Source organism: Pseudomonas sp. AC355, assembly GCF_979258205.1.
Window position 1 is genome coordinate 3,450,293 of record NZ_OZ409843.1, and the last position, 18,169, is coordinate 3,468,461.

Annotated in this window: 16 protein-coding genes; 9 read left to right on the forward strand and 7 right to left on the reverse strand. The window is 62.1% G+C overall.

The window, feature by feature from the left end:
- The first annotated feature begins 232 nt into the window (after nt 1-232).
- Both ACZ0AI_RS16290 and ACZ0AI_RS16295 read left to right on the forward strand, forming a co-directional pair.
- Nucleotides 233-1,198, forward strand: coding sequence for a hypothetical protein (locus tag ACZ0AI_RS16290; protein WP_463562768.1), 966 nt, complete (start codon nt 233-235; stop codon nt 1,196-1,198).
- Nucleotides 1,199-1,262: 64 nt separating this feature from the next.
- Nucleotides 1,263-1,910 carry an HAD family hydrolase gene (locus ACZ0AI_RS16295; RefSeq protein ID WP_463562769.1) on the forward strand — a complete coding sequence of 216 codons (648 nt, stop codon included), beginning with the start codon at nt 1,263-1,265 and terminating at the stop codon, nt 1,908-1,910.
- A gap of 3 nt (nt 1,911-1,913) precedes the next feature.
- On the opposite strand, the gene ACZ0AI_RS16300 is transcribed toward ACZ0AI_RS16295, so the two are convergent.
- Nucleotides 1,914-2,168, reverse strand: a complete 255-nt coding sequence (locus ACZ0AI_RS16300; RefSeq protein WP_463562770.1) for a DUF1161 domain-containing protein — start codon at nt 2,166-2,168, stop codon at nt 1,914-1,916.
- Nucleotides 2,169-2,191: 23 nt separating this feature from the next.
- Nucleotides 2,192-3,271 (reverse strand): aminopeptidase, encoded by a 1,080-nt coding sequence (locus ACZ0AI_RS16305; protein ID WP_463562771.1) that lies wholly within the window; start codon nt 3,269-3,271, stop codon nt 2,192-2,194.
- 103 nt (nt 3,272-3,374) lie between these two features.
- Between ACZ0AI_RS16305 and ACZ0AI_RS16310 the strand changes: the two genes are divergently transcribed.
- Complete coding sequence (locus ACZ0AI_RS16310; RefSeq protein ID WP_463562772.1) at nt 3,375-3,794, forward strand: PA0061/PA0062 family lipoprotein; 420 nt, start codon at nt 3,375-3,377, stop codon at nt 3,792-3,794.
- A gap of 72 nt (nt 3,795-3,866) precedes the next feature.
- On the opposite strand, the gene ACZ0AI_RS16315 is transcribed toward ACZ0AI_RS16310, so the two are convergent.
- From ACZ0AI_RS16315 to ACZ0AI_RS16335, 5 genes are all read right to left on the reverse strand, one after another.
- A complete protein-coding gene (locus tag ACZ0AI_RS16315; RefSeq protein ID WP_463562773.1) occupies nt 3,867-4,292 on the reverse strand; it encodes an OsmC family protein in 426 nt (141 codons plus the stop codon).
- A gap of 90 nt (nt 4,293-4,382) precedes the next feature.
- Complete coding sequence (locus tag ACZ0AI_RS16320; RefSeq protein ID WP_463562774.1) at nt 4,383-5,378, reverse strand: LLM class flavin-dependent oxidoreductase; 996 nt, start codon at nt 5,376-5,378, stop codon at nt 4,383-4,385.
- A 160-nt stretch (nt 5,379-5,538) separates the two neighbouring features.
- Nucleotides 5,539-5,760, reverse strand: coding sequence for a DUF1161 domain-containing protein (locus ACZ0AI_RS16325; protein ID WP_225837301.1), 222 nt, complete (start codon nt 5,758-5,760; stop codon nt 5,539-5,541).
- Nucleotides 5,761-5,874: 114 nt separating this feature from the next.
- On the reverse strand, nt 5,875-6,090 hold the full coding sequence (locus tag ACZ0AI_RS16330) for a dodecin (RefSeq protein WP_042553536.1): 216 nt from the start codon (nt 6,088-6,090) through the stop codon (nt 5,875-5,877).
- 350 nt (nt 6,091-6,440) lie between these two features.
- Nucleotides 6,441-9,575, reverse strand: coding sequence for an HD domain-containing phosphohydrolase (locus tag ACZ0AI_RS16335; RefSeq protein WP_463562775.1), 3,135 nt, complete (start codon nt 9,573-9,575; stop codon nt 6,441-6,443).
- An 89-nt stretch (nt 9,576-9,664) separates the two neighbouring features.
- On the opposite strand from ACZ0AI_RS16335, the gene ACZ0AI_RS16340 reads away from it, so the two are divergent.
- The 6 genes from ACZ0AI_RS16340 (at nt 9,665) to ACZ0AI_RS16365 (ending at nt 18,135) form a co-directional block, all read left to right on the forward strand.
- Nucleotides 9,665-10,180: a sigma-70 family RNA polymerase sigma factor gene (locus ACZ0AI_RS16340; RefSeq protein ID WP_463562776.1), complete on the forward strand. Its 516-nt coding sequence runs from the start codon at nt 9,665-9,667 to the stop codon at nt 10,178-10,180.
- A complete protein-coding gene (locus ACZ0AI_RS16345; RefSeq protein ID WP_463562777.1) occupies nt 10,177-11,136 on the forward strand; it encodes a FecR domain-containing protein in 960 nt (319 codons plus the stop codon). Before ACZ0AI_RS16340 ends, ACZ0AI_RS16345 begins: the two co-directional genes overlap by 4 nt.
- Nucleotides 11,137-11,376: 240 nt before the next feature.
- Nucleotides 11,377-13,860: a TonB-dependent siderophore receptor gene (locus ACZ0AI_RS16350; protein ID WP_463562778.1), complete on the forward strand. Its 2,484-nt coding sequence runs from the start codon at nt 11,377-11,379 to the stop codon at nt 13,858-13,860.
- Between the two features lie 207 nt (nt 13,861-14,067).
- The gene (locus ACZ0AI_RS16355) at nt 14,068-14,586 is read left to right on the forward strand and encodes a sigma-70 family RNA polymerase sigma factor (RefSeq protein WP_225837291.1); all 519 of its coding nucleotides are present in this window, start codon (nt 14,068-14,070) and stop codon (nt 14,584-14,586) included.
- 5 nt (nt 14,587-14,591) lie between these two features.
- Nucleotides 14,592-15,542, forward strand: coding sequence for a FecR domain-containing protein (locus ACZ0AI_RS16360; protein ID WP_463565955.1), 951 nt, complete (start codon nt 14,592-14,594; stop codon nt 15,540-15,542).
- 151 nt (nt 15,543-15,693) lie between these two features.
- Nucleotides 15,694-18,135 (forward strand): TonB-dependent siderophore receptor, encoded by a 2,442-nt coding sequence (locus tag ACZ0AI_RS16365; RefSeq protein ID WP_463562779.1) that lies wholly within the window; start codon nt 15,694-15,696, stop codon nt 18,133-18,135.
- The last annotated feature ends 34 nt before the right edge of the window (nt 18,136-18,169 follow it).

The following is an 18,169-nucleotide window of genomic DNA, read 5'->3' on the forward strand; positions in this document are numbered from 1 at the left end:
GATGAGCCCGGGAAAACCCGGCGCCTCCAGCCCGAACAAATGAAACAAAATGTTTCAACGCTATAACCACACCGGTAGTGACAGGTCTCGGATCAGGAAAATTCAGCCCCATGACCAGTGCGAATACCTCATGGCCGCTCTTGTCTGGCGAACCGTAGAACCATCACAGCAACGCACGCTGCGCCGGTATATCCTGCCGTCATTGAAAGACGTGCCCCGAAAGGAATCCCCCATGCACAGCAACCCTTACGCCATTGCTCAGGTCGACCCCAGCCCCGCGAGCGAGGCCAGACAGCCGTCCGGGCTGCCCATGCGCCTGTTGATCACCGCGATGCTCTGCTGTGCAGCGGGCCAGATGATCTCCTGGGTCATCATGTGGCTGACTCTGGAGCCCGAATACCTGCAAGCCTACCTGGACGATCTTTGGCAACTGGCGACCTACTGGCTCGGCGCGCTGGCAATCGATGGCTGCAGTGCGCTGCTGCTGACCCGCTATTACCTGCAGCGGCACAATCTGGTGAACGTCACCCGCCCAGGTCGGCTCATCGCGCTCTTCGTCGGCTTCTACTTCGTGGCCTTCGTTCTGGTCGGCCTATTCTTCAGGCTGCTGGTGACTCACTTGATTACATGGATCTACGAAGGCGATCACGGGATATCCCCCACTCTACTGCTGCAACCGTTGAACCTCGTTTCCTTCGTACTGGCGACGTTGTTGCCACTGTGGCTGAGCCTGCACCTGATGCGCCGTACGGGCCAGGTCGAAAGCGGACTCGGCCTGGTCAGCCGCGGCGAGACTGCGCTGGCCTTCGGTCTGCTGTTCTGCGTTATCTACATGAAACTGCTCACGCTGCTGCCGGCCGGCGTCATCAACCCCTACGGCATGGAGTGGCTGCAGGCTGCCAGCAGTGCTTCCGGACTCTTGTACGGGCTGGTCGCCCTGCTCGCCGCCCGCGGCGCGCTGCCGCCGCAGTTGCCGCGTCTGGCTGTCGGTCGTCTGCTGGCAAGCGTGCTGCTATGCATGGGGATCTGGTTGGTCGTGGCGACCGTACTTTGCGTCGTGCTGTTGGTGGCTCTGTATGCCGGCTCGGAGTTCGTGGCCCTGGCGCTGGTGCTGCTGTTCGGGCTTGTGCTGCTGGCGCTGCTCTGGCCACTGACGCGCCTGAGCCTGCGCTGGGTCTATCGCCCAACGTCGGCCTGAGTTGCTTGAGCGGCTTGCGTTGCGGGACAATTCGCGCCGATTCAGGCCAGCGGATATCCATACCATGCAGCAGCGCACCGTTCTCTTCGACCTCGACGGCACCCTGACCGACCCGCGCGAGGGCATCACCCGCTCGGTGCAGTACGCCCTGGCGCAACTGGATATCCATGAGCCCGACCTGCAGGCACTGGAGCACTTCATCGGCCCACCGCTGCTGCAGTGCTTCATGCACACCTACAGCCTCAGCGAGGAGCGCGCCTGGGAGGCGGTGAACCATTACCGGGTGCGCTTTCGCGAAGTCGGGCTCTACGAGAATGAGCTGTTCGAGGGCGTCGTCGAGCTACTGCAGCTGCTGCGCGAGCAAGGGCGCACGCTGTATATCGCCACCAGCAAACCCACGGTGTTCGCCACGGAGATCGCCCGCCACTTCGATTTCGGTCGCTACTTCAAGACGATCTATGGCAGCGAGCTGGATGGCACACGTACCAACAAAGTGGAGCTGATCGCCCACCTGCTCGAGCAGGAAGGCCTCGACCCCGCCGATACGCTGATGATCGGCGACCGCAAGCACGACCTGATCGGCGCTCACAGCAACGGCCTCGATGCCGTCGCGGTAGGTTACGGCTTCGGCAGCCTGGAAGAGTTGAGCGGCGAACGGCCGGCCCATCACGTCCAGACGCTGGCGCAGTTGCACCAGGCGTTCGCTGGCTGAGGGCTACATCATCCTCGAACCGGTGAGGTCATTGCGCTGGTAGATCACCTTTCGAGTGCCGTTGTCGCAGGTGCCGATTACCATGCCGTCGTCCTCGACTTCCTCGTTCGGCACGATCTCCAGCGTATAGCTGGCCACGCCCGCAGCCTGGATCTTCACTTCGATCTCCTGCCTGAGCTCCTCGCACGACTTGGGCGCGGCCCAGGCATTGCTGCCCACCAGGCCAAGCACCAGCATCACTGCCGTCCATCCTTTCATCACGACCTTCCTCTGCGTGTTGTTCACTTCTCTCGGACAGCATCTAGCGCTTGCAGTTGTATAAGCCGTTGCGCATCGGGCAAAGCACCCAGTTCCGCCACCCGACGATAGAAGGTTGGCCAGTCGCCCTGCGCCTCGCGGAACAGCCTGGCGAAGGCAGGCACCCAGCGGTCGTAAAGACCGAAGGGCAGCAGTTTGGCATTGTTCAGCGGCCCGTTGATCCAGCCGTCGTAGTAGCCGACGCCCTTCCATTGCGTGGCCCGCAGTTGCCGGTACTCGTCGCGCAGACGGTCGAATTCGGCTTGCTTGCCAGCACGCTTCGCGTCGGCATCGAGGCCGCTGGCGTAGAGGGCTTCCAGGCGCGCGCGACTGGCCAGCACCAGCTCGCTGAACTGCTCGCGCGGCTGTACCGACAATTGCTGCGGAGCCGGCAAGCCACGTGCAGCGCGCCATTGGCGTAGCCCCTCCTGCTCGACGAAGGTGGCGTAGGACTCGTTGAAGGCGGTGTCGCCGGCCAGGTAGTACTGCTGATGCGCCAGTTCGTGGAAGATCACCGCGACCAGGCGTTCGTCGCTCCAGCGCAGCATGGTGTTGAGGATCGGATCATCGAACCAACCCAGGGTCGAGTAAGCCTCCACACCACCCAGGTAGGTGTCGAGTCCCTGCGCATCGAGCAGCGCAGCCGCGCCGCGGGCTCGGTTCTGCTCATAAAAACCGCGATAAGCCACACAGCCGGCGATTGGAAAACAGTGCAGTTGCGGTTGCAGGGAAAACTCCGGCGTGGCGAACAGGTTCCACACCACGAACGGGCGCTGCAGGTCGGCATAAAGGCGATAGCTGCGATTGTCCGGCAGCCCCAGGCGCTCACTGGCGAAGCTTCGTGCCTCTTGGGACAGCACCAGACGTTGGCGCAGTTGCGGCTCGGTCTCTGTGTCTTCGATCAGGGTTTGCACCGGTTGCCGCGCGTGCAGCAACTGCAATTGCCCGCGGGCCAGCTGGCCGTAATAGTCGACCGTGCTACAGCCTGCCAGCAACAGCGCGAACAGGGGAACCGCCGCACGGCGCGACAGGTCGACAAGAAAGGAGGTGCAATGCTCGAGCATGGCTGTCGTCATGTGAAAGTAAGCGCTTCATCCTACCGCGAAGTCGCGGCGGCTTTGCGCGATACTGCAGCATCTTCAGTTCGCGCCCACGGGAGACACCACGATGCGCCAGCCTGTTCTGCTTGCTAGTTTGTTGTTGCTCGGAGCCTGCGCCTCGCCCCTGCCGGCAGCCAATCCAAACATGGCATGGGTCGATCTGCAGGGTGAAGGTATCGATTTGCTGATGGCCGAGCGCCTGGATCGCGAGCGCGTCAATGACGGGCGCTACTTTCAGGTCACTCCAGGCGCTCATGAACTGGACATGCGCTTCCGATTCCAGGTCAGTAGTGGCGGAGGTGCGTCGATGATGTCCGAGCCACAGGAGCTAACGTGCGATATTCGCATTCGCTACGACGACTTCAAGGCCGGTCAGCAATACCGCGTCGAAGCGCGCTCGATTGTGATGCGTGGCCAGGCGATTCTCTATGACGCCGAGCGCAACGTACTGGCGCGCGGCAAGAATCTGCGCTGTGGAAGTTTCTAACGGGACTTTGCGAGGGGAGCCGGCCTCAGCCGCGACTGGTGTCGCGGCTGAGCGCTGGTACTGAGCAGGCGATTACGCCTCCAGCACGACTTCCAGGGTGATTTCCGCGTTGAGCACCTTGGAGACCGGGCACCCGGTCTTGGCTGTTTCGACCGCTTTCTCGAATGCCGCACGGTCAGCGCCCGGCACCTTGGCCTTCAGCGACAGGTGCACGGCGGTGATGGCGAAGCCGCCGTCCTGCTTGTCGAGGGTCACTTCAGCCTTGGTGTCGATGCTCTCGGCAGTCATACCCGCCTCGCCCAACTCCTTGGACAGTGCCATGGAGAAGCAGCCGGCATGTGCAGCACCGATCAGCTCTTCAGGGTTGGTGCCCGACTTGTCTTCAAAACGAGTGTTGAAGCCGTAGGGCTGCTCGGAAAGCGCACCGCTCTGGGTGGAAATGGTGCCTTTGCCGTCTTTGATGCCGCCCTGCCAATGGGCCGATGCTGTCTTCTTCATCTCTATGCTCCTGTTGATGAGGGGTACAGAGTTCAGAGAGACAGCAGCCCGGCAAGTTCGAGTTTTTTGACCAGGCAGCCAATCACGCGATCAGCGCAGCCCGGCGAGAATATCGAAGGCGTGCAGGCGGTCGGCGAAGTCGTAGTGGTCGCAGGTGAAGATCAGCTCGTCGGCCTGGGTCTGCTCCAGCAAGACCTCCAGACGCGCACGGATCTTCTGCGGGCCGCCGATTACCGCCATGCCCAGGAAGCTGCCGACGGCATCGCGCTCGTGGGGCAGCCACAGGCCTTCCATCGACTCCACCGGCGGACGCTGCACCAGGCTCTGGCCACGGATCAGCGAGAGAATGCGCTGGTAGGCGGACGTAGCTAGGTGCTGGGCCTGCTCGTCAGTGTCGGCAGCCATCAGCGGCACGCCGAGCATCACGTAGGGTTTATCGAGGGTTGCGGAGGGCTTGAAGGCATTGCGGTAAACCCGAATGGCCTCGTGCACGTAACGTGGTGCGAAGTGCGAAGCGAAGGCGTAAGGCAAACCGCGCTCGCCGGCCAACTGGGCGCTGAACAGGCTGGAACCGAGTAGCCAGATCGGCACGTTGGTACCGGTGCCTGGCACGGCGAGGACTCGTTGATCCGGCGTGCGCGGGCCCAGGTAACGCTGCAGTTCGGCAACGTCCTGAGGAAAATCGTCGGCACTCCCGGAGCGCTCGCGGCGCAAGGCCTGAGCGGTGAACTGGTCGGCGCCCGGCGCACGTCCAAGGCCCAGTTCGATGCGCCCCGGATAAAGGGTTGCGAGGGTACCGAACTGTTCGGCGATCACCAGCGGCGCGTGGTTGGGCAGCATCACCCCACCGGAGCCCAGGCGGATACGCGAGGTTCCGGCGGCCAGATAGCCAAGCAGTACAGCAGTCGCGGAGCTGGCGATACCGTCCATGTTGTGATGTTCGGCGACCCAGAAACGCTTGAAATCCAGCGACTCGACGTGCCTGGCCAGCGCCAGGGAGTTGTGCAGCGCCTGCTCTGGGCTGCCGGTGTCGCGGATCGGCGCCAGGTCGAGAACGGAGAAGGGAAGTTTCGCGAGTGCAGTCATGAGAAAAAACCTTGGCTGTGGATAAAGCCAAGGCTTTATCCGAGTAAAACAGTAGGTCTTATCCTACGCCTACAGAGGGGCTGAGACCACCTCGTGGCAAATCGCAGGCAGTAAAAAGCCGGCATCGCAGAGGCTGCGAGCCGGCTTTCGACCATCATCATCAGTTGCGCTGGTAGACGATTTCCTTGGTATCGCCACCGCAGGTGCCGACCACTTGACGGTCAGTCACGCTGCCTTTGTCGACAACTTCCAGGGTGTAGGACGCCACGCCATTGGCTTGGATCTTGGCGTCGATCTCACCTTTCAGCTCTTCACAATCTTTAGCTGCGAATGCCGAGCCAGCGAGGGCCATCAGGCCAACTGCAAACAACACTTTTCTCATCACAAACGCTCCCTCGTTACCAGTGAACTACTCCGGGCGCCAAATAAGTGGCCCGTTTCAATAAAGCCGCAGATTGCCGTTATGACAAGTAAACGCGACTGCAGATGCCCGTGGTCAGCTGTTGGCGACGCGGAAGCCGACCTTCAGAGTGACCTGATAATGGGCCACCGCGCCATCGGCGATGTGACCACGGGTTTCGGTGATTTCGAACCACTCCAGATGACGAATGCTCTTGCTGGCCTCGGCCAGGGCATTGCTGATCGCATCTTCGATGCTGGTCGAAGACGAGCCAACCAGCTCGACCTTCTTGTAGGTGTGATGATCTGACATATCCGCCTCCAGGGCTGGTAACTAAAAATGGGCAAGTGGTGCGGCCCTTGTGTATTCAGTCACCGGTGAGCGCGGCAAAGTTCAGGCTTTCGGTTACGCCACAGTGACGGCGATTGCATGCGTCTAGAACCTGTTCACGCTCTCGGCTGATCGTCTCGAGTCGCGTGGGGGTCAACGCACAGGTAAGCCGGCTGCTACTGCGCAGGCTCTTGTCACGCGAGGCTGAAGAAGGTCGCCACAGGGGCAGTCTTGCGCTGCAAGGTTCTTAACTATATCCAGCGCTCCCGATAAATCGTGAGCAGGCTCTAGGCAACCGGATCATGGCGGCTGCGTGACACCTTGGCGTCTGTTCAGGCGGGCAGCAGTGCTTCAAGTGCCGCGATGTCCACGGTGTCTATCTGGCTGGGTTGCATGTGCCGCTGTGCGAAAATGCGCCAGATGTCACTGTGCAGGAAGTAGCGAAACAGCGCAGCGTCGAGGTGGTTGTCTTTGCACATCAGGGCCATGATGCGCAGCGATTCGGACAGGCGCTTGGGCTCTTTATACGGGCGGTCGGCGGCGGTCAGGGCTTCGAACACATCGGCCAGCGTCATGATGCGGTCGGCCGTGGTCAACTCACTGGCGCTTAGCCGGCGCGGGTAGCCGTTGCCGTCGAGTCTTTCATGGTGAGTGGCTGCGATCTCGGGCACCTTAGCGAGGCTCTGCGGCCAGGGCAGGTTACGCAGCATGATGTACGTTTGCACCACATGGTCGTTGATGCGAAAGCGGTCTTCGGCGGTTAGCGTACCGCGCCGAATCGACAGGTTGTGCAGCTCGCCCATGTTTTGCCGATGCGGCGGCAGTTGCATGTCGAAACCATAGTGGTTGGCTGGGTCGTGCTTTTCCACAGGCGGTTTATCAGTGCCCCAGGCAATCGCGTGCTCGGGCCGGTTGGACAGCAGCGACTCCATGACCGGCAGGGCTGGCGCGTCAGGCTGTGTGGCCTCCAATTGACGCAACTCGCCGATGGCCAGCCCCAACCGGTTATCGAAATGCCGCACCCAGCCCTGGGCGCCGATACGCTCGATACGTTCCACGGCCGTATCGGCCAACATTTCACCGCCGATGTTGCATTGGGCCACATAAGCGAAGTCGTCGCTCAGTTCTCGGTGTCGGGCCTGCAGGGTGGCGGTCGATGCATAAATCGGCTGGCCCGCCAGCAGGCGGTCGCGGTGCGCAATTTCAGCGTCACGCCACAGCACCTCGAAGCGCGTGCGCACCTCGTGAATGCGGTTGTAGATGGTTTCTAACTTGGTACCCTTGTCGATGATGTGCTCGGGCGACGTGACCTTGCCGCAGTCATGCAGCCAGGCGCCCAGGTAGAACTCATAGCGCTGCGCCGCATCCATACAAAAACCGCTGTAGGGGCCAGCCGTCTCGCGGTTCATCTGGTCTGCCAGCAGCAGCGCCAACTCGGGCACACGCTGGCAGTGGCCGCCGGTGTAGGGGCTCTTGGCATCGACTGCATCGGCCATGAGCAGTACCACGCCGTCAAGCAAGGTCTTTTGCGCATCGATCAGTTGGCGCGTTTCGATGGAGATGGCCAGCATGCCCGACAGCTGAGCCATAAATACCGAAAAACCTTCGTCGGCATGCGTGGCCATGCCCTGGTGCGCCAGCACCAGCAGCCCCTGCAACTGGCCGCTGCGGTCGCGCAGTTCCAGGTTCACCTGCTCCAGCCGAGGCGCACCGGGCTGGGGGGCCACGCGCGGGGCCTGGGCTGCAAGGTAGCGGAACTGGCTGGGCAGCCGCGCGCAGTGCTCACCTTCGAGGGCGCTACGCTGCATGCTGCCGTCCTGGTACAGGTAGACCGCACCTGACACACACTGTGTGGCATGCACAACCTCGTGCAGCACCGCTTGCAGCATGCGCGACATGTCGGTCTCGGTGGCCAGGTGTTGGCTGATCGTCAGGAAGCAGTTGATCGTATCCGCCATGGCGTCCATATCGCGGGACAGCTCAGCCACTTCGCGCACCACGCTCACAGGGCCTGCATGCTCGTGGGCCTTGAAGTCGAACCGCTTAATGGCCTGTGTGCGCCGAGTTAAGCGATCCAGACTCTGGCCGATCAAACTGCCGCCCCACCAGCCCAGCGGCAGGAAAGCGAGCACCGCGATGACGATGTAGAGGAGCGTGCGACGTTGCATCCGGCTGATGTCCTGCGTCAGCTCCTGGTAAGGGGCTGACATGAGCAGCCGTATGCCTTGGTTTTTCCACGTCGCGATGGGCAACGTCATGCCCAGCCAGCGCTGGCCGGCCGCGTCGAAATCCTGTGCGTCCGAGCCGCCTTGCGGGGTGTTCACCAGATGCAGCAGGCTCGGCGCGCCGAGGGCATCGATCTTGCGAAAGTCGAATGTATCGCCTCCGGGGATCAGGACACGGGACATGTCCGGGTAAGCCAATACCTGGTTGTCGGGTCCCAGCAGGGCCAGTTCAGTGCCTGGAGTCAACTTCAGGTTGTTCAAGTAAGAGGCCAGGTCGCTCAGCGTTACGTCGATACCAATCACCGCGCCGCCGGAGCGGCTGGTCTGGCTAAGCGTCAGGCCGATCTGCTGAGTGGTAAGAAACACGTAGGGCGGGGACAACGCGGGCACGCCGGGGACCTGCATGGCCGCCTGATACCAAGGCCTCATTCGTGGGTCGAATGCGTAGCCAGGCTGAGGGCGACGCTCAAGTATGTCGAGTTGTGCGTTGTAGAAAATGAATTCGCCCAGCGGCGCGCCGCCAGCCGGGTGCGACATCGACTGGATCAGGTAGACGGCATCTGCAGGGGGCAGGAAGCGCCGCTGGGCATCGCTAGCATCCAGACGTCGGGCCAGAAAAAAATCCCCCGAAGCATGACCCACGTAGAGGGCCGTCACCAACGGGTTGGCTTTGAGCTCCTCGATCAGCACAAACGCCCGAGCCAGACGTTCATCGACCTGAGTGTCCGTGGTGAGCGGGTCGAACGAGACCTGGCGCAACGTGGCTTGCACAGGTTCGAGCACGCGGCCCATCTGTTCCGACATGAGGTTGCCGACATCGTGGAACTTGGTGGTCGTCATCGACAGCACGGCCTGGGTAGTTCCGGCCTGCCCCACCAGATACACGATCAGTGCGCCGGTCAGTATGCAGGCCACTCCCATCATGGAAATCACGCTTTTGAACGGCAAGCCAGCCCGGCGCAGCATGGTGAGTCGCGTGATGATGCCCATAGCTACCTGCCGTCCATGTCGAGAGATGAAGCACGACGCGCCTGCCAAACCCGGCGAGGTTTGGAGGTGCAGCAGCGCATAGTTGCCCAGATACATGCGGGTTGTTGACCCTGAAGCATAGCGGCCAAAAGCGTCGCAGGCAGGCGTAATACATGCCGATGCAGAAGCTGGCGGCAATCCACAATCGGCCACCTGCCACGCCGTCTTCGCTGACGCGGGTATAAGCCACACACCGCAACCAACACCAGCCACGTGTGATCAATCCTGTTCCCAAAGCGCAGCCGCCCGCCTACAATTGCGATCAATTCTTATCCGCACTGGCGCACGCCAAGGGAGTTTCGGTGTCCACCGCTCCGACCCCATCGACGCTGCAAAGCGTCGATACGCTCTACCGTGATCATCACGGCTGGCTGCACGGCTGGCTGCGCAAACGCCTGGGCGATCGCGAACAGGCGGCGGATATCGCTCAGGACACCTTCCTGCGTCTGCTGCTCAGCGGCCGTCTGCCGAGCATCGACGAAGGCCGCACCTACCTGACCCAGATCGCACGCAACCTGATCATCGACCAGTGGCGCCGGCAGCGGATCGAACGGGCTTACCTCGAGAGCATCGCTCATCTTGCAGAACCCGAGTCGCCGTCGCTGGAGACCCGCGCCATGGTCATCGAGACTCTGCTGCAGATCGATGCGATGCTCGACGCCATGCCCACCAAGGTACGCGAAGCCTTCTTGTTGTCGCAGTTCGAGGGCCTGAGTTATCCACAGATCGCGGAACGCCTGCAGGTCAGCGTCAGCTCGGTGCAGAAGTACATGCTGCGCGCCATCTCGGCCTGCTATCAGGTGCTCTACGCAGAATGAAGCGCGCCAGCGATGCACCCGTCCCGCCGGCCATCGTCGAACAGGCCAGCCACTGGTTGATGCTGCACTGGGGCGGCGAACTGGATGCCGAGCAACGCCAGCGCTTCGCTGACTGGCAGGCCTGCGACCCCGAACACCAGCGCGCCTGGCAACGCCTAGAGCGCTTGCAGGGTACCTTGGCTGGCGTCCCCGCCCACACCGCTGGCGCCGTGCTGCGCGAGCAGCCTGACGCACGTCGTCGCCAGACCCTCAAGATGCTCGGCCTGGCGCTGCTGGCCGGCGGTAGCGGATACCTGGCCCAGTCGCAGCTACCTTGGCGCGAAGCCATGGCAGACCTGCGCAGCGGCACCGGCGAACGCTTGCAGCGCACCCTCGCCGATGGCAGCCGGCTGGCGCTGAACAGCGACAGCGCGGTGAATGTCCGCTTTAGCGAAACGGAACGACGCATCCGGCTGCTCAAGGGCGAACTGCTGCTGGAGAGCGGCCGTGATGCCGCTCGCCGCCCACTGATCGTCGAGACCGCCGCCGGTGAAATCCAGGCACTCGGCACGCGCTTCTCGGTGTATGAAATCGACGGCGGCAGCCGCGTCGAACTCTACGAAGGCGAACTGGAGCTGCGACCTCGCAATGCGCCGTCCTCACGCCTGCAGGCGGGCCAGCAGCGCTGGTTCAACAGCGAACGGGCCACGGCCATCGGCCAGGCAGACCGCAATGCCATCGCCTGGAACGAGGGCCGGCTGATCGCCGAACGCATGCCGCTGGGCCAGTTCCTCAATGAACTGGCACGTCACCGTCCCGGCGTGCTGCGCTGCGACCCGGCCGTCGCCGAGCTGCCGCTGACCGGCGTATTTCCGCTGGCCGACACTGACCGCGTACTCGCCGCCTTGCAGCAATCGCTGCCTGTGCAAGTACAGCGCGTCACCCGCTACTGGATGACCGTGCGACCGAGAGGCTGACCTCTGCTCGTTCCTCACGCTCCGCGTGGGAATGCCACGTGTGGCGCTCCGCGCCTCAAACCATCGTCGACTACTGAACCTGACGGACGCGGAGCGTCCTGACATGCGTTCCCACGCAGAGCGTGGGAACGATCATCAGAGCAATCAGCAAATAATTTCCACAACCCATTGTCGGTTTCACCCGCTCGCTCGGGATACCTCTTGAACCCAATAAAGACGCATTCTCAGAGGATATCCAGAATGCCGCACCTGCCTACATCCCACCGCTCGACACTGAGCCTGTCGATCACCCGAGTCCTGCTCACCAGCCTGCTGGCCACCAGCCCCTTGCTGATCGTAGCCAGCGTACAGGCGCAATCAGCTGCCACCAAACAGACCCGCACCTATGCCATCCCCGCGGGAGATCTCGACCAGGCGCTGAATCGTTTCGCCAGCGAAGCCGACATTCTGCTTTCGGTGGATTCACGGCTGACCACGGGCAAACGCAGCCCTGGACTAAACGGCAGCTACTCGGTGGATACCGGCCTGGCCCGGTTGCTGGCTGGTACCGGTTTGCGACCGCTCAAGGCCGGAGACAATTACGCACTGGAAGCGTCGCAGGAAGGCGATGGTTCACTGGAGCTGGGCGCGACCAGTATCAACGCCAGTGGTCTGGGTGACACCACCGAGGGCAGCGGCTCCTACACCACGGGTGCGGTGACCATCGGCAAGGGTCAGCATTCGCTGCGGGAAACGCCGCAATCGGTCACGGTGATAACCCGCAAGATGCTCGACGACCAGAACCTCAACACCATCGAACAGGTCATGGAAAAGACCCCGGGCATCACCGTGTACGACTCACCCATGGGCGGCAAGTACTTCTACTCCCGCGGCTTCCGCATGACCGGACAGTATCAATACGACGGCGTGCCACTGGATATTGGCAGCAGCTACGCACAGGCCGACAGTTTTGCCAGCGACATGGCCATTTATGACCGCGTCGAAGTACTTCGCGGTGCGGCAGGCATGATGAAAGGCGCTGGCGGTACAGCGGGAGGCGTCAATTTCGTGCGCAAGCGCGGCCAGTACACGCCACATACCCAACTGTCTCTCGCAGCGGGCACCTGGGACAACTACCGCGCTCAAGTCGACACCGGAGGCCCGCTGAATGAAGCCGGCACCATCCGCGGACGGGCCGTGGCAACCCAGCAAAGCCGCCACTACTTCTATGACGTCGCCGAGCGCCGGGATCAGATCTACTACGGTGCCGTGGATTTCGACCTGAGTGCCGACACCACCTTCGGCCTGGGCCTCGCCTATGAAGACCTCGATGCGACACCCTGCTGGGCCGGCGTGCCGCGCTACGCCGATGGCAAAGACCTGAAGCTCAGCCGTTCGACTTGCCAGAACCCATCCTGGAACAGCCAGCGCAGCAAACGCACCACGCTGTTCGGTGATGTGAAGCATCAGCTCAACGACAACTGGGCGCTGAAGGTAGCGGGCGTCTGGTCGCGAAACACCCAGGAGATGGAGTACGCCTTTCCCAGTGGTTCGGTGCCGGTTGGCGCCAGCAGTTCCAGCACGTTGGTACTTGGCAGCATCTATGACTACGACCAGGTGGACTACGGCCTCGACGCCTACGTGGATGGCAAGTTCGACGCCTTTGGCCAGCAGCACGAGCTGATCGTTGGTGCCAACACCAGTCGCTCCCACAAGGACGATTTCTTCGCAGTGGCGGCCCTGCCGCAACGCCAGAACGTGCTCGATCCTGACCATCATCTACCGCAACCGGACGAGAGCTACTACCTGGCCAATGCCTCGCGCGGCGGCCCGCTGGACATCCGCATCAAGCAGTACGGCGTCTACTCCACCGCGCGCCTGAAACTGGCCGAGCCGCTGACATTCGTAGTCGGCAGCCGCGTCAGCTGGTACAAATCCGAAACCGACTCCGTCGCCTACTTTCGCGGCGTCGGCACCCCAGCCAATTCCGAAACCACCGAAACCGGACAGGTCACGCCGTTCGCCGGCCTGCTGCTCGACCTTAACGACAACCTGACGGCCTACGCCAGCTATACCGATATCTTCACGCCCCAGGGCAACCTCAGAACCATCGATGGCAGCACCCTGAAACCGCTGATCGGCACAAGCTATGAGCTGGGCATCAAGGGCGAGTGGTTCGAGGGTCGTCTGAACAGTTCCTTCAACCTGTTCCGCACCATTCAGGAGGATGCGGCCCAGACCGACCCGAATTGTGCCGACGGCAGCTGTTCGCAGAACTCCGGCAAGGTGCGCGCCCAGGGCTTCGAGGCGGAGCTGAGCGGTGAAGTTATCGACCGCCTGCAACTGCTGGCTGGCTACACCTACACCCAGACCAAGGTGCTCGAGGATGCCAACCCCAACCAGAACGGCGTGTCCTACAATTCGTACGTGCCGCGGCACCTGCTGCGCGTCTGGGGTGATTACAGCCTCAGCGGGCCCCTGGAGCGCTTCACGGTCGGCGCCGGTTTCAACGCCCAGAGCGACAACTACCGCACCTCACCGATCAGCGGCAACAACATTTCCCAGGCGGGTTACACCGTGTGGAACGGCCGCATCGGTTACCGCGTCGATGACACCTGGTCGCTGGCCCTCAACGGCAACAACCTTTTCGACAAGCGCTACTACGCCACCGTGGGCACCGAAGGTTTCGGCAACTTTTATGGCGAGCCGCGCAACTTCATGCTGTCGGTAAAAGCGGACTTCTAGGTCTATTAAGAAACAGCAACGCCCCGCCATGCAGGGGCGTTGCTGCACTCGTCGCGTGCGCTTCCAAGACGCTCGCTACGTGATGGAAGCTCCCTGGATCACCGCCAGTCGCCTAGCGGCTCCTTTGACTGTCAGCCATTCCAATCTGCCATCCCCCAACGTAGAATCGCGACAAATTCTTATTCGCAATATCTCCCAGGAGGCGGGATGTCTACGGTGCATACCGATACGGCGCCCCACGCAGGGCTGGATGTACTCTATCGCGAGCACAGCGGCTGGCTGCGTGGCTGGTTGCGCCAGCGCCTGAACAATTCAGCCGATGCAGCTGATCTCGCCCAGGACACCTTCGTCCGTGTGCTGCTCGCACGCAGCGCAAATAGCCTGCGCGAACCGCGGCACTACCTGACGACCATCGCCCGTGGGCTGGTGGTCGATCTGTACCGCCGTCGCTCGTTGGAGCAGGCCTATCAGGAAGCACTGGCCAACCTGCCGGAGGCGTCGCACCCATCGCTGGAAGAACAGGCGATTCTGTTCGAGGCGCTGGTGGAGATCGACCGCCTGCTCGACGGTTTGGGCAGCAAGGCCAAGCAGACCTTTATCCTCTCCCAGTGCGAAGGGCTGACTTATCCACAGATCGCCGAACGCCTGGGCATTTCCCTGCGCACGGTGAACAACCATATGGCCAGGGCCATGGAGCATTGCTGCCTGATCATGGCCGGCCTGTGAGCGGGCTGAACCAGGGCGCCAGCGAGCGCGAAGCGATTCGTACGGCGTCACAGTGGTACGTGCGCCTGACTGGCGAAACCGTCAGCGAGCAGGAGCGCCTCGCCTGGCAACACTGGCTGAGCGCCGACCCGCTCAATAATCAGGCCTGGCAGCGTATCGAGGCAGTGCGCCAGCAGATGGCACAGGTGCCCGGGCAACTCGCCGCCAGCACACTGCGTACAGCAGGCCACTCTCGGCGTCAGGTGTTGCGCGGCGTGGTGCTGCTGGCATCGGCAGGCAGCCTTGCTGCCCTGGGCTGGCGTAGCGATATGGGCCAGCGGGTGCTGGCGGATTATCGAACCGGCATTGGCGAACGGCGTACCTTCACCCTCGCCGACGGCAGCCAGCTGCAGCTCAACACCAACAGCGCCGTGCAGCTGCATTTCGACGACCAGCAGCGCGTGCTGCAACTACTCGCTGGCGAGCTGATAGTCAGCACCGCGCCCGATCCTCAGGGCCGGCCTTTCAGCGTCATCACTGCCCATGGCCGGGTGCGCGCCCTGGGTACGCGCTTCACCGTGCGCAGTGAGAGCCAGCATAGTGAAGTGGCCGTGCTGGAAAAGGCAGTGGAGGTCTGCGTACCCGGCATGGCCCAGCCACTGCGCCTGGAGGCAGGCCAGCGCAGCCGTTTTACCGGCAACGGCATCGAAGCACCACACGCCACTGACGCCAGCACTGCAGCCTGGCAACAGGGCAGCCTGATCGCCATCGACCAGCCGCTCGGCGAACTGCTCGACGAGCTGAGCCGTTACCGCGCAGGCTGGCTGAATTGCGACCCGCGCCTCGCCAACCTGAAAGTCTCCGGCGCCTTCCCCATCGACGACACCGACCGCGCACTCAGCGCATTGGAACGAAGCTTCCCCGTACAGGTACAACGCCGCACTCGTTATTGGGTAACGGTGAGGCCGCGCAGCTAGGCAAGTGACACGCTTTTCGTAGGGCGGCCGGCACGCGGCGGGTGGGAGCGATCAATTGAGAATATTTTTGCGCCCGTTGCACTTTTCCCATTCCCCATTCGGCTTTCGCTGCATCAGTGGCCCGATTGGCCACACCAATCGGGGAGACACCATGCTGCATCCATTGATCCGCAACCGCCTGGCTGTGCATCTGCAGGCTGCCCTGCTGAGCAGCGCCGCCTTCGCCGTACCTGTTGCCTATGCCGCTGAGCCGGCTCAAGCGGGCAGCAGCGCCAGCGTCCGGCAGTACAACATCGGCGCCGGCTCGCTCACCGAAGTGCTCAGCCGCTTCGCCAGCCAGGCCGGTGTGGCCCTGTCGTTCGATGCCGCGCAAACCAATGGCCTTCAGTCCAAGGGGCTGCAGGGTGCCTATTCGGTGGAGGCGGGATTTGCCACGCTGCTTGCGGGCAGCGGCTTGCAAGCAAGCAATGCCGGCGGCAGTTATGTATTGGGAAAAACAGTCGATAACAGCGATGCACTGGAGCTGGGCGCGACCAGTATCAACGCCAGCGGCCTGGGCGAAACCACCGAGAGTAGCGGCTCCTACACCACGGGTGCCATGCGCACGGCGACCAAGCTGGCGCTGACCACCCGAGAAACCCCGCAGTCGGTCACCGTGGTCACTCGCCAGCGTATGGACGATCAGAACATGATCACCCTCGAGGATGCGCTGAAATCCACCCCGGGCGTCACCGTGCAGAAGTTCAGTGCCGTGCGCCCACTGATCTACTCACGTGGGTTTCAGGTCGAGAACCTGATGTACGACGGCCTGCCCACATCCTATGACGGCGACTTCGTGCCATCGCCGGATCTGGCCATGTACGACCGGGTGGAAATCGTGCGCGGCGCCACTGGCCTGATGCAGGGCGCCGGCACACCCTCGGCGGCGATCAACATGGTGCGCAAACGGCCCACCCGCGACACCAAAGTCAGCCTATCCGGCAGTGCCGGTAGCTGGGACAACTATCGCAGCGAGCTGGACGCCTCCAGCGCACTCAACGATAGCGGCTCGGTGCGCGGGCGTATGGTCGCCAGCTACAACGACAAGGACAGCTTCCGTGACGTCGAGTCCAGCGAGCTGGGCCTGCTCTACGGCATTACCGAGCTCGACCTGAGCGATCGCACGCTTCTGACCCTGGGCGGCTCGTTTCAGAACGACAATAACAACACCACCTGGGGCGGCATCCCGGTCGGCCCGGATGGTGGCGACCTGGGTTTGTCCCGTTCCACCTACTTCGGCAACGACTGGGAGTACTGGGACAAGGACACCAAAGGTGTTTTCGCCGAAATCGAGCATCGCTTCGATAACGATTGGAACCTGCGCCTGGCGGCGGTGAAGAACTGGACGACATCGGACATCCTCGCCTCTTTCGTACGGCCCACCGGCAATACCTGGCAACAGCGCACCGTTCAGCAGAGCTCCACCTACGATCAGACCAGTTATGACGGCTACCTGAGCGGCCCATTCAAGGCGTTGGGGCGCGAGCATGAACTGGTACTGGGCGGCAGCTATCGCGAGTCGAGCAAGGAAACCAGCGGCGGTTACGCGCCCAACTTCGGCATTGCCGACCTCGGCAACTGGGATTCAGGCGCGAGACCCAAGCCGGAGAACGTCACTCATACCTACGGCACGCTTACCGAAACCACGCAGAAGAGCCTGTACGCGACCACCCGGCTCAGTCTGACCGATCCACTCAAGCTGATCCTGGGTGGGCGTCTGGATTGGTACGCCTACGATCAGGATATTCGCAACAACCCCAGCGTCCACTACAACACTGCACGCGAAGTGACTCGCTATGGGGGACTGGTCTATGAGCTGAATCCGCAGCACTCGGTATACATCAGCTACACGGACATCTTTCAACCGCAGACGTCGATCACCATCGACCAGAGCCTGCTCGAACCCATCACCGGCAAGAACTACGAAATGGGCGTCAAGGGGGAATACTTCGGTGGCGCGCTGAATGCCAGCGCAGCACTGTTTCAGATCGATCAGGAAAACCGGGGCCGTCTGGTCAGCGATACCGGCTGTAACGGCATGCCCTGCTATGAAGCATCGGGCAAGGTTCGCAGCCAGGGTATCGACCTGGAGCTCAACGGTACTCTCATGCCCAATTGGGAGGTGGCGGCCGGTTACACCTATACGCAGGCCAAATACAAACAGGACAGCGACCCGAGCAATGTCGGGCGTCTGTTCGATACGGATGTGCCCCGACACCTGTTCAAACTCAGCACCTACTACCGACTCCCTGGTGACCTGAGCCGGTGGAAAATCGGTGGTTCGGTATACCGGCAGAACCGCACTTACAACGTCGGAACCTATACCAATACGGCCACTGGCATCACCCAGCCGTCACTGGTCGAGCAGGATGCCTATACCTTGGTGGATCTGATGGCCAGCTATCAGGTCAACAAGCATTTACTGACCCAACTGAGCGTCAACAATGTGCTCGACAAGACCTACTACGAAGGCCTGGCCAGCCAGCCTTTCGGTGGTCGAAGCGTCTATGGGGCACCTCGCAATTTCACGGTTTCAGCCAAGTACAGCTTCTAAGCCTGGGTCGCCCCTACACCGTTATCTGTGGGAG

Coding starts and splice junctions, on each gene's coding strand:
- ACZ0AI_RS16320 (WP_463562774.1), bottom strand. CDS start 5,378: ATGACTGCACTCGCGAAACTTCCCTTCTCCGTTCTCGACCTGGCGCCG.
- ACZ0AI_RS16295 (WP_463562769.1), top strand. CDS start 1,263: ATGCAGCAGCGCACCGTTCTCTTCGACCTCGACGGCACCCTGACCGAC.
- ACZ0AI_RS16365 (WP_463562779.1), top strand. CDS start 15,694: ATGCTGCATCCATTGATCCGCAACCGCCTGGCTGTGCATCTGCAGGCT.
- ACZ0AI_RS16290 (WP_463562768.1), top strand. CDS start 233: ATGCACAGCAACCCTTACGCCATTGCTCAGGTCGACCCCAGCCCCGCG.
- ACZ0AI_RS16300 (WP_463562770.1), bottom strand. CDS start 2,168: ATGAAAGGATGGACGGCAGTGATGCTGGTGCTTGGCCTGGTGGGCAGC.
- ACZ0AI_RS16325 (WP_225837301.1), bottom strand. CDS start 5,760: ATGAGAAAAGTGTTGTTTGCAGTTGGCCTGATGGCCCTCGCTGGCTCG.
- ACZ0AI_RS16305 (WP_463562771.1), bottom strand. CDS start 3,271: ATGCTCGAGCATTGCACCTCCTTTCTTGTCGACCTGTCGCGCCGTGCG.
- ACZ0AI_RS16355 (WP_225837291.1), top strand. CDS start 14,068: ATGTCTACGGTGCATACCGATACGGCGCCCCACGCAGGGCTGGATGTA.
- ACZ0AI_RS16330 (WP_042553536.1), bottom strand. CDS start 6,090: ATGTCAGATCATCACACCTACAAGAAGGTCGAGCTGGTTGGCTCGTCT.
- ACZ0AI_RS16345 (WP_463562777.1), top strand. CDS start 10,177: ATGAAGCGCGCCAGCGATGCACCCGTCCCGCCGGCCATCGTCGAACAG.
- ACZ0AI_RS16310 (WP_463562772.1), top strand. CDS start 3,375: ATGCGCCAGCCTGTTCTGCTTGCTAGTTTGTTGTTGCTCGGAGCCTGC.
- ACZ0AI_RS16315 (WP_463562773.1), bottom strand. CDS start 4,292: ATGAAGAAGACAGCATCGGCCCATTGGCAGGGCGGCATCAAAGACGGC.
- ACZ0AI_RS16350 (WP_463562778.1), top strand. CDS start 11,377: ATGCCGCACCTGCCTACATCCCACCGCTCGACACTGAGCCTGTCGATC.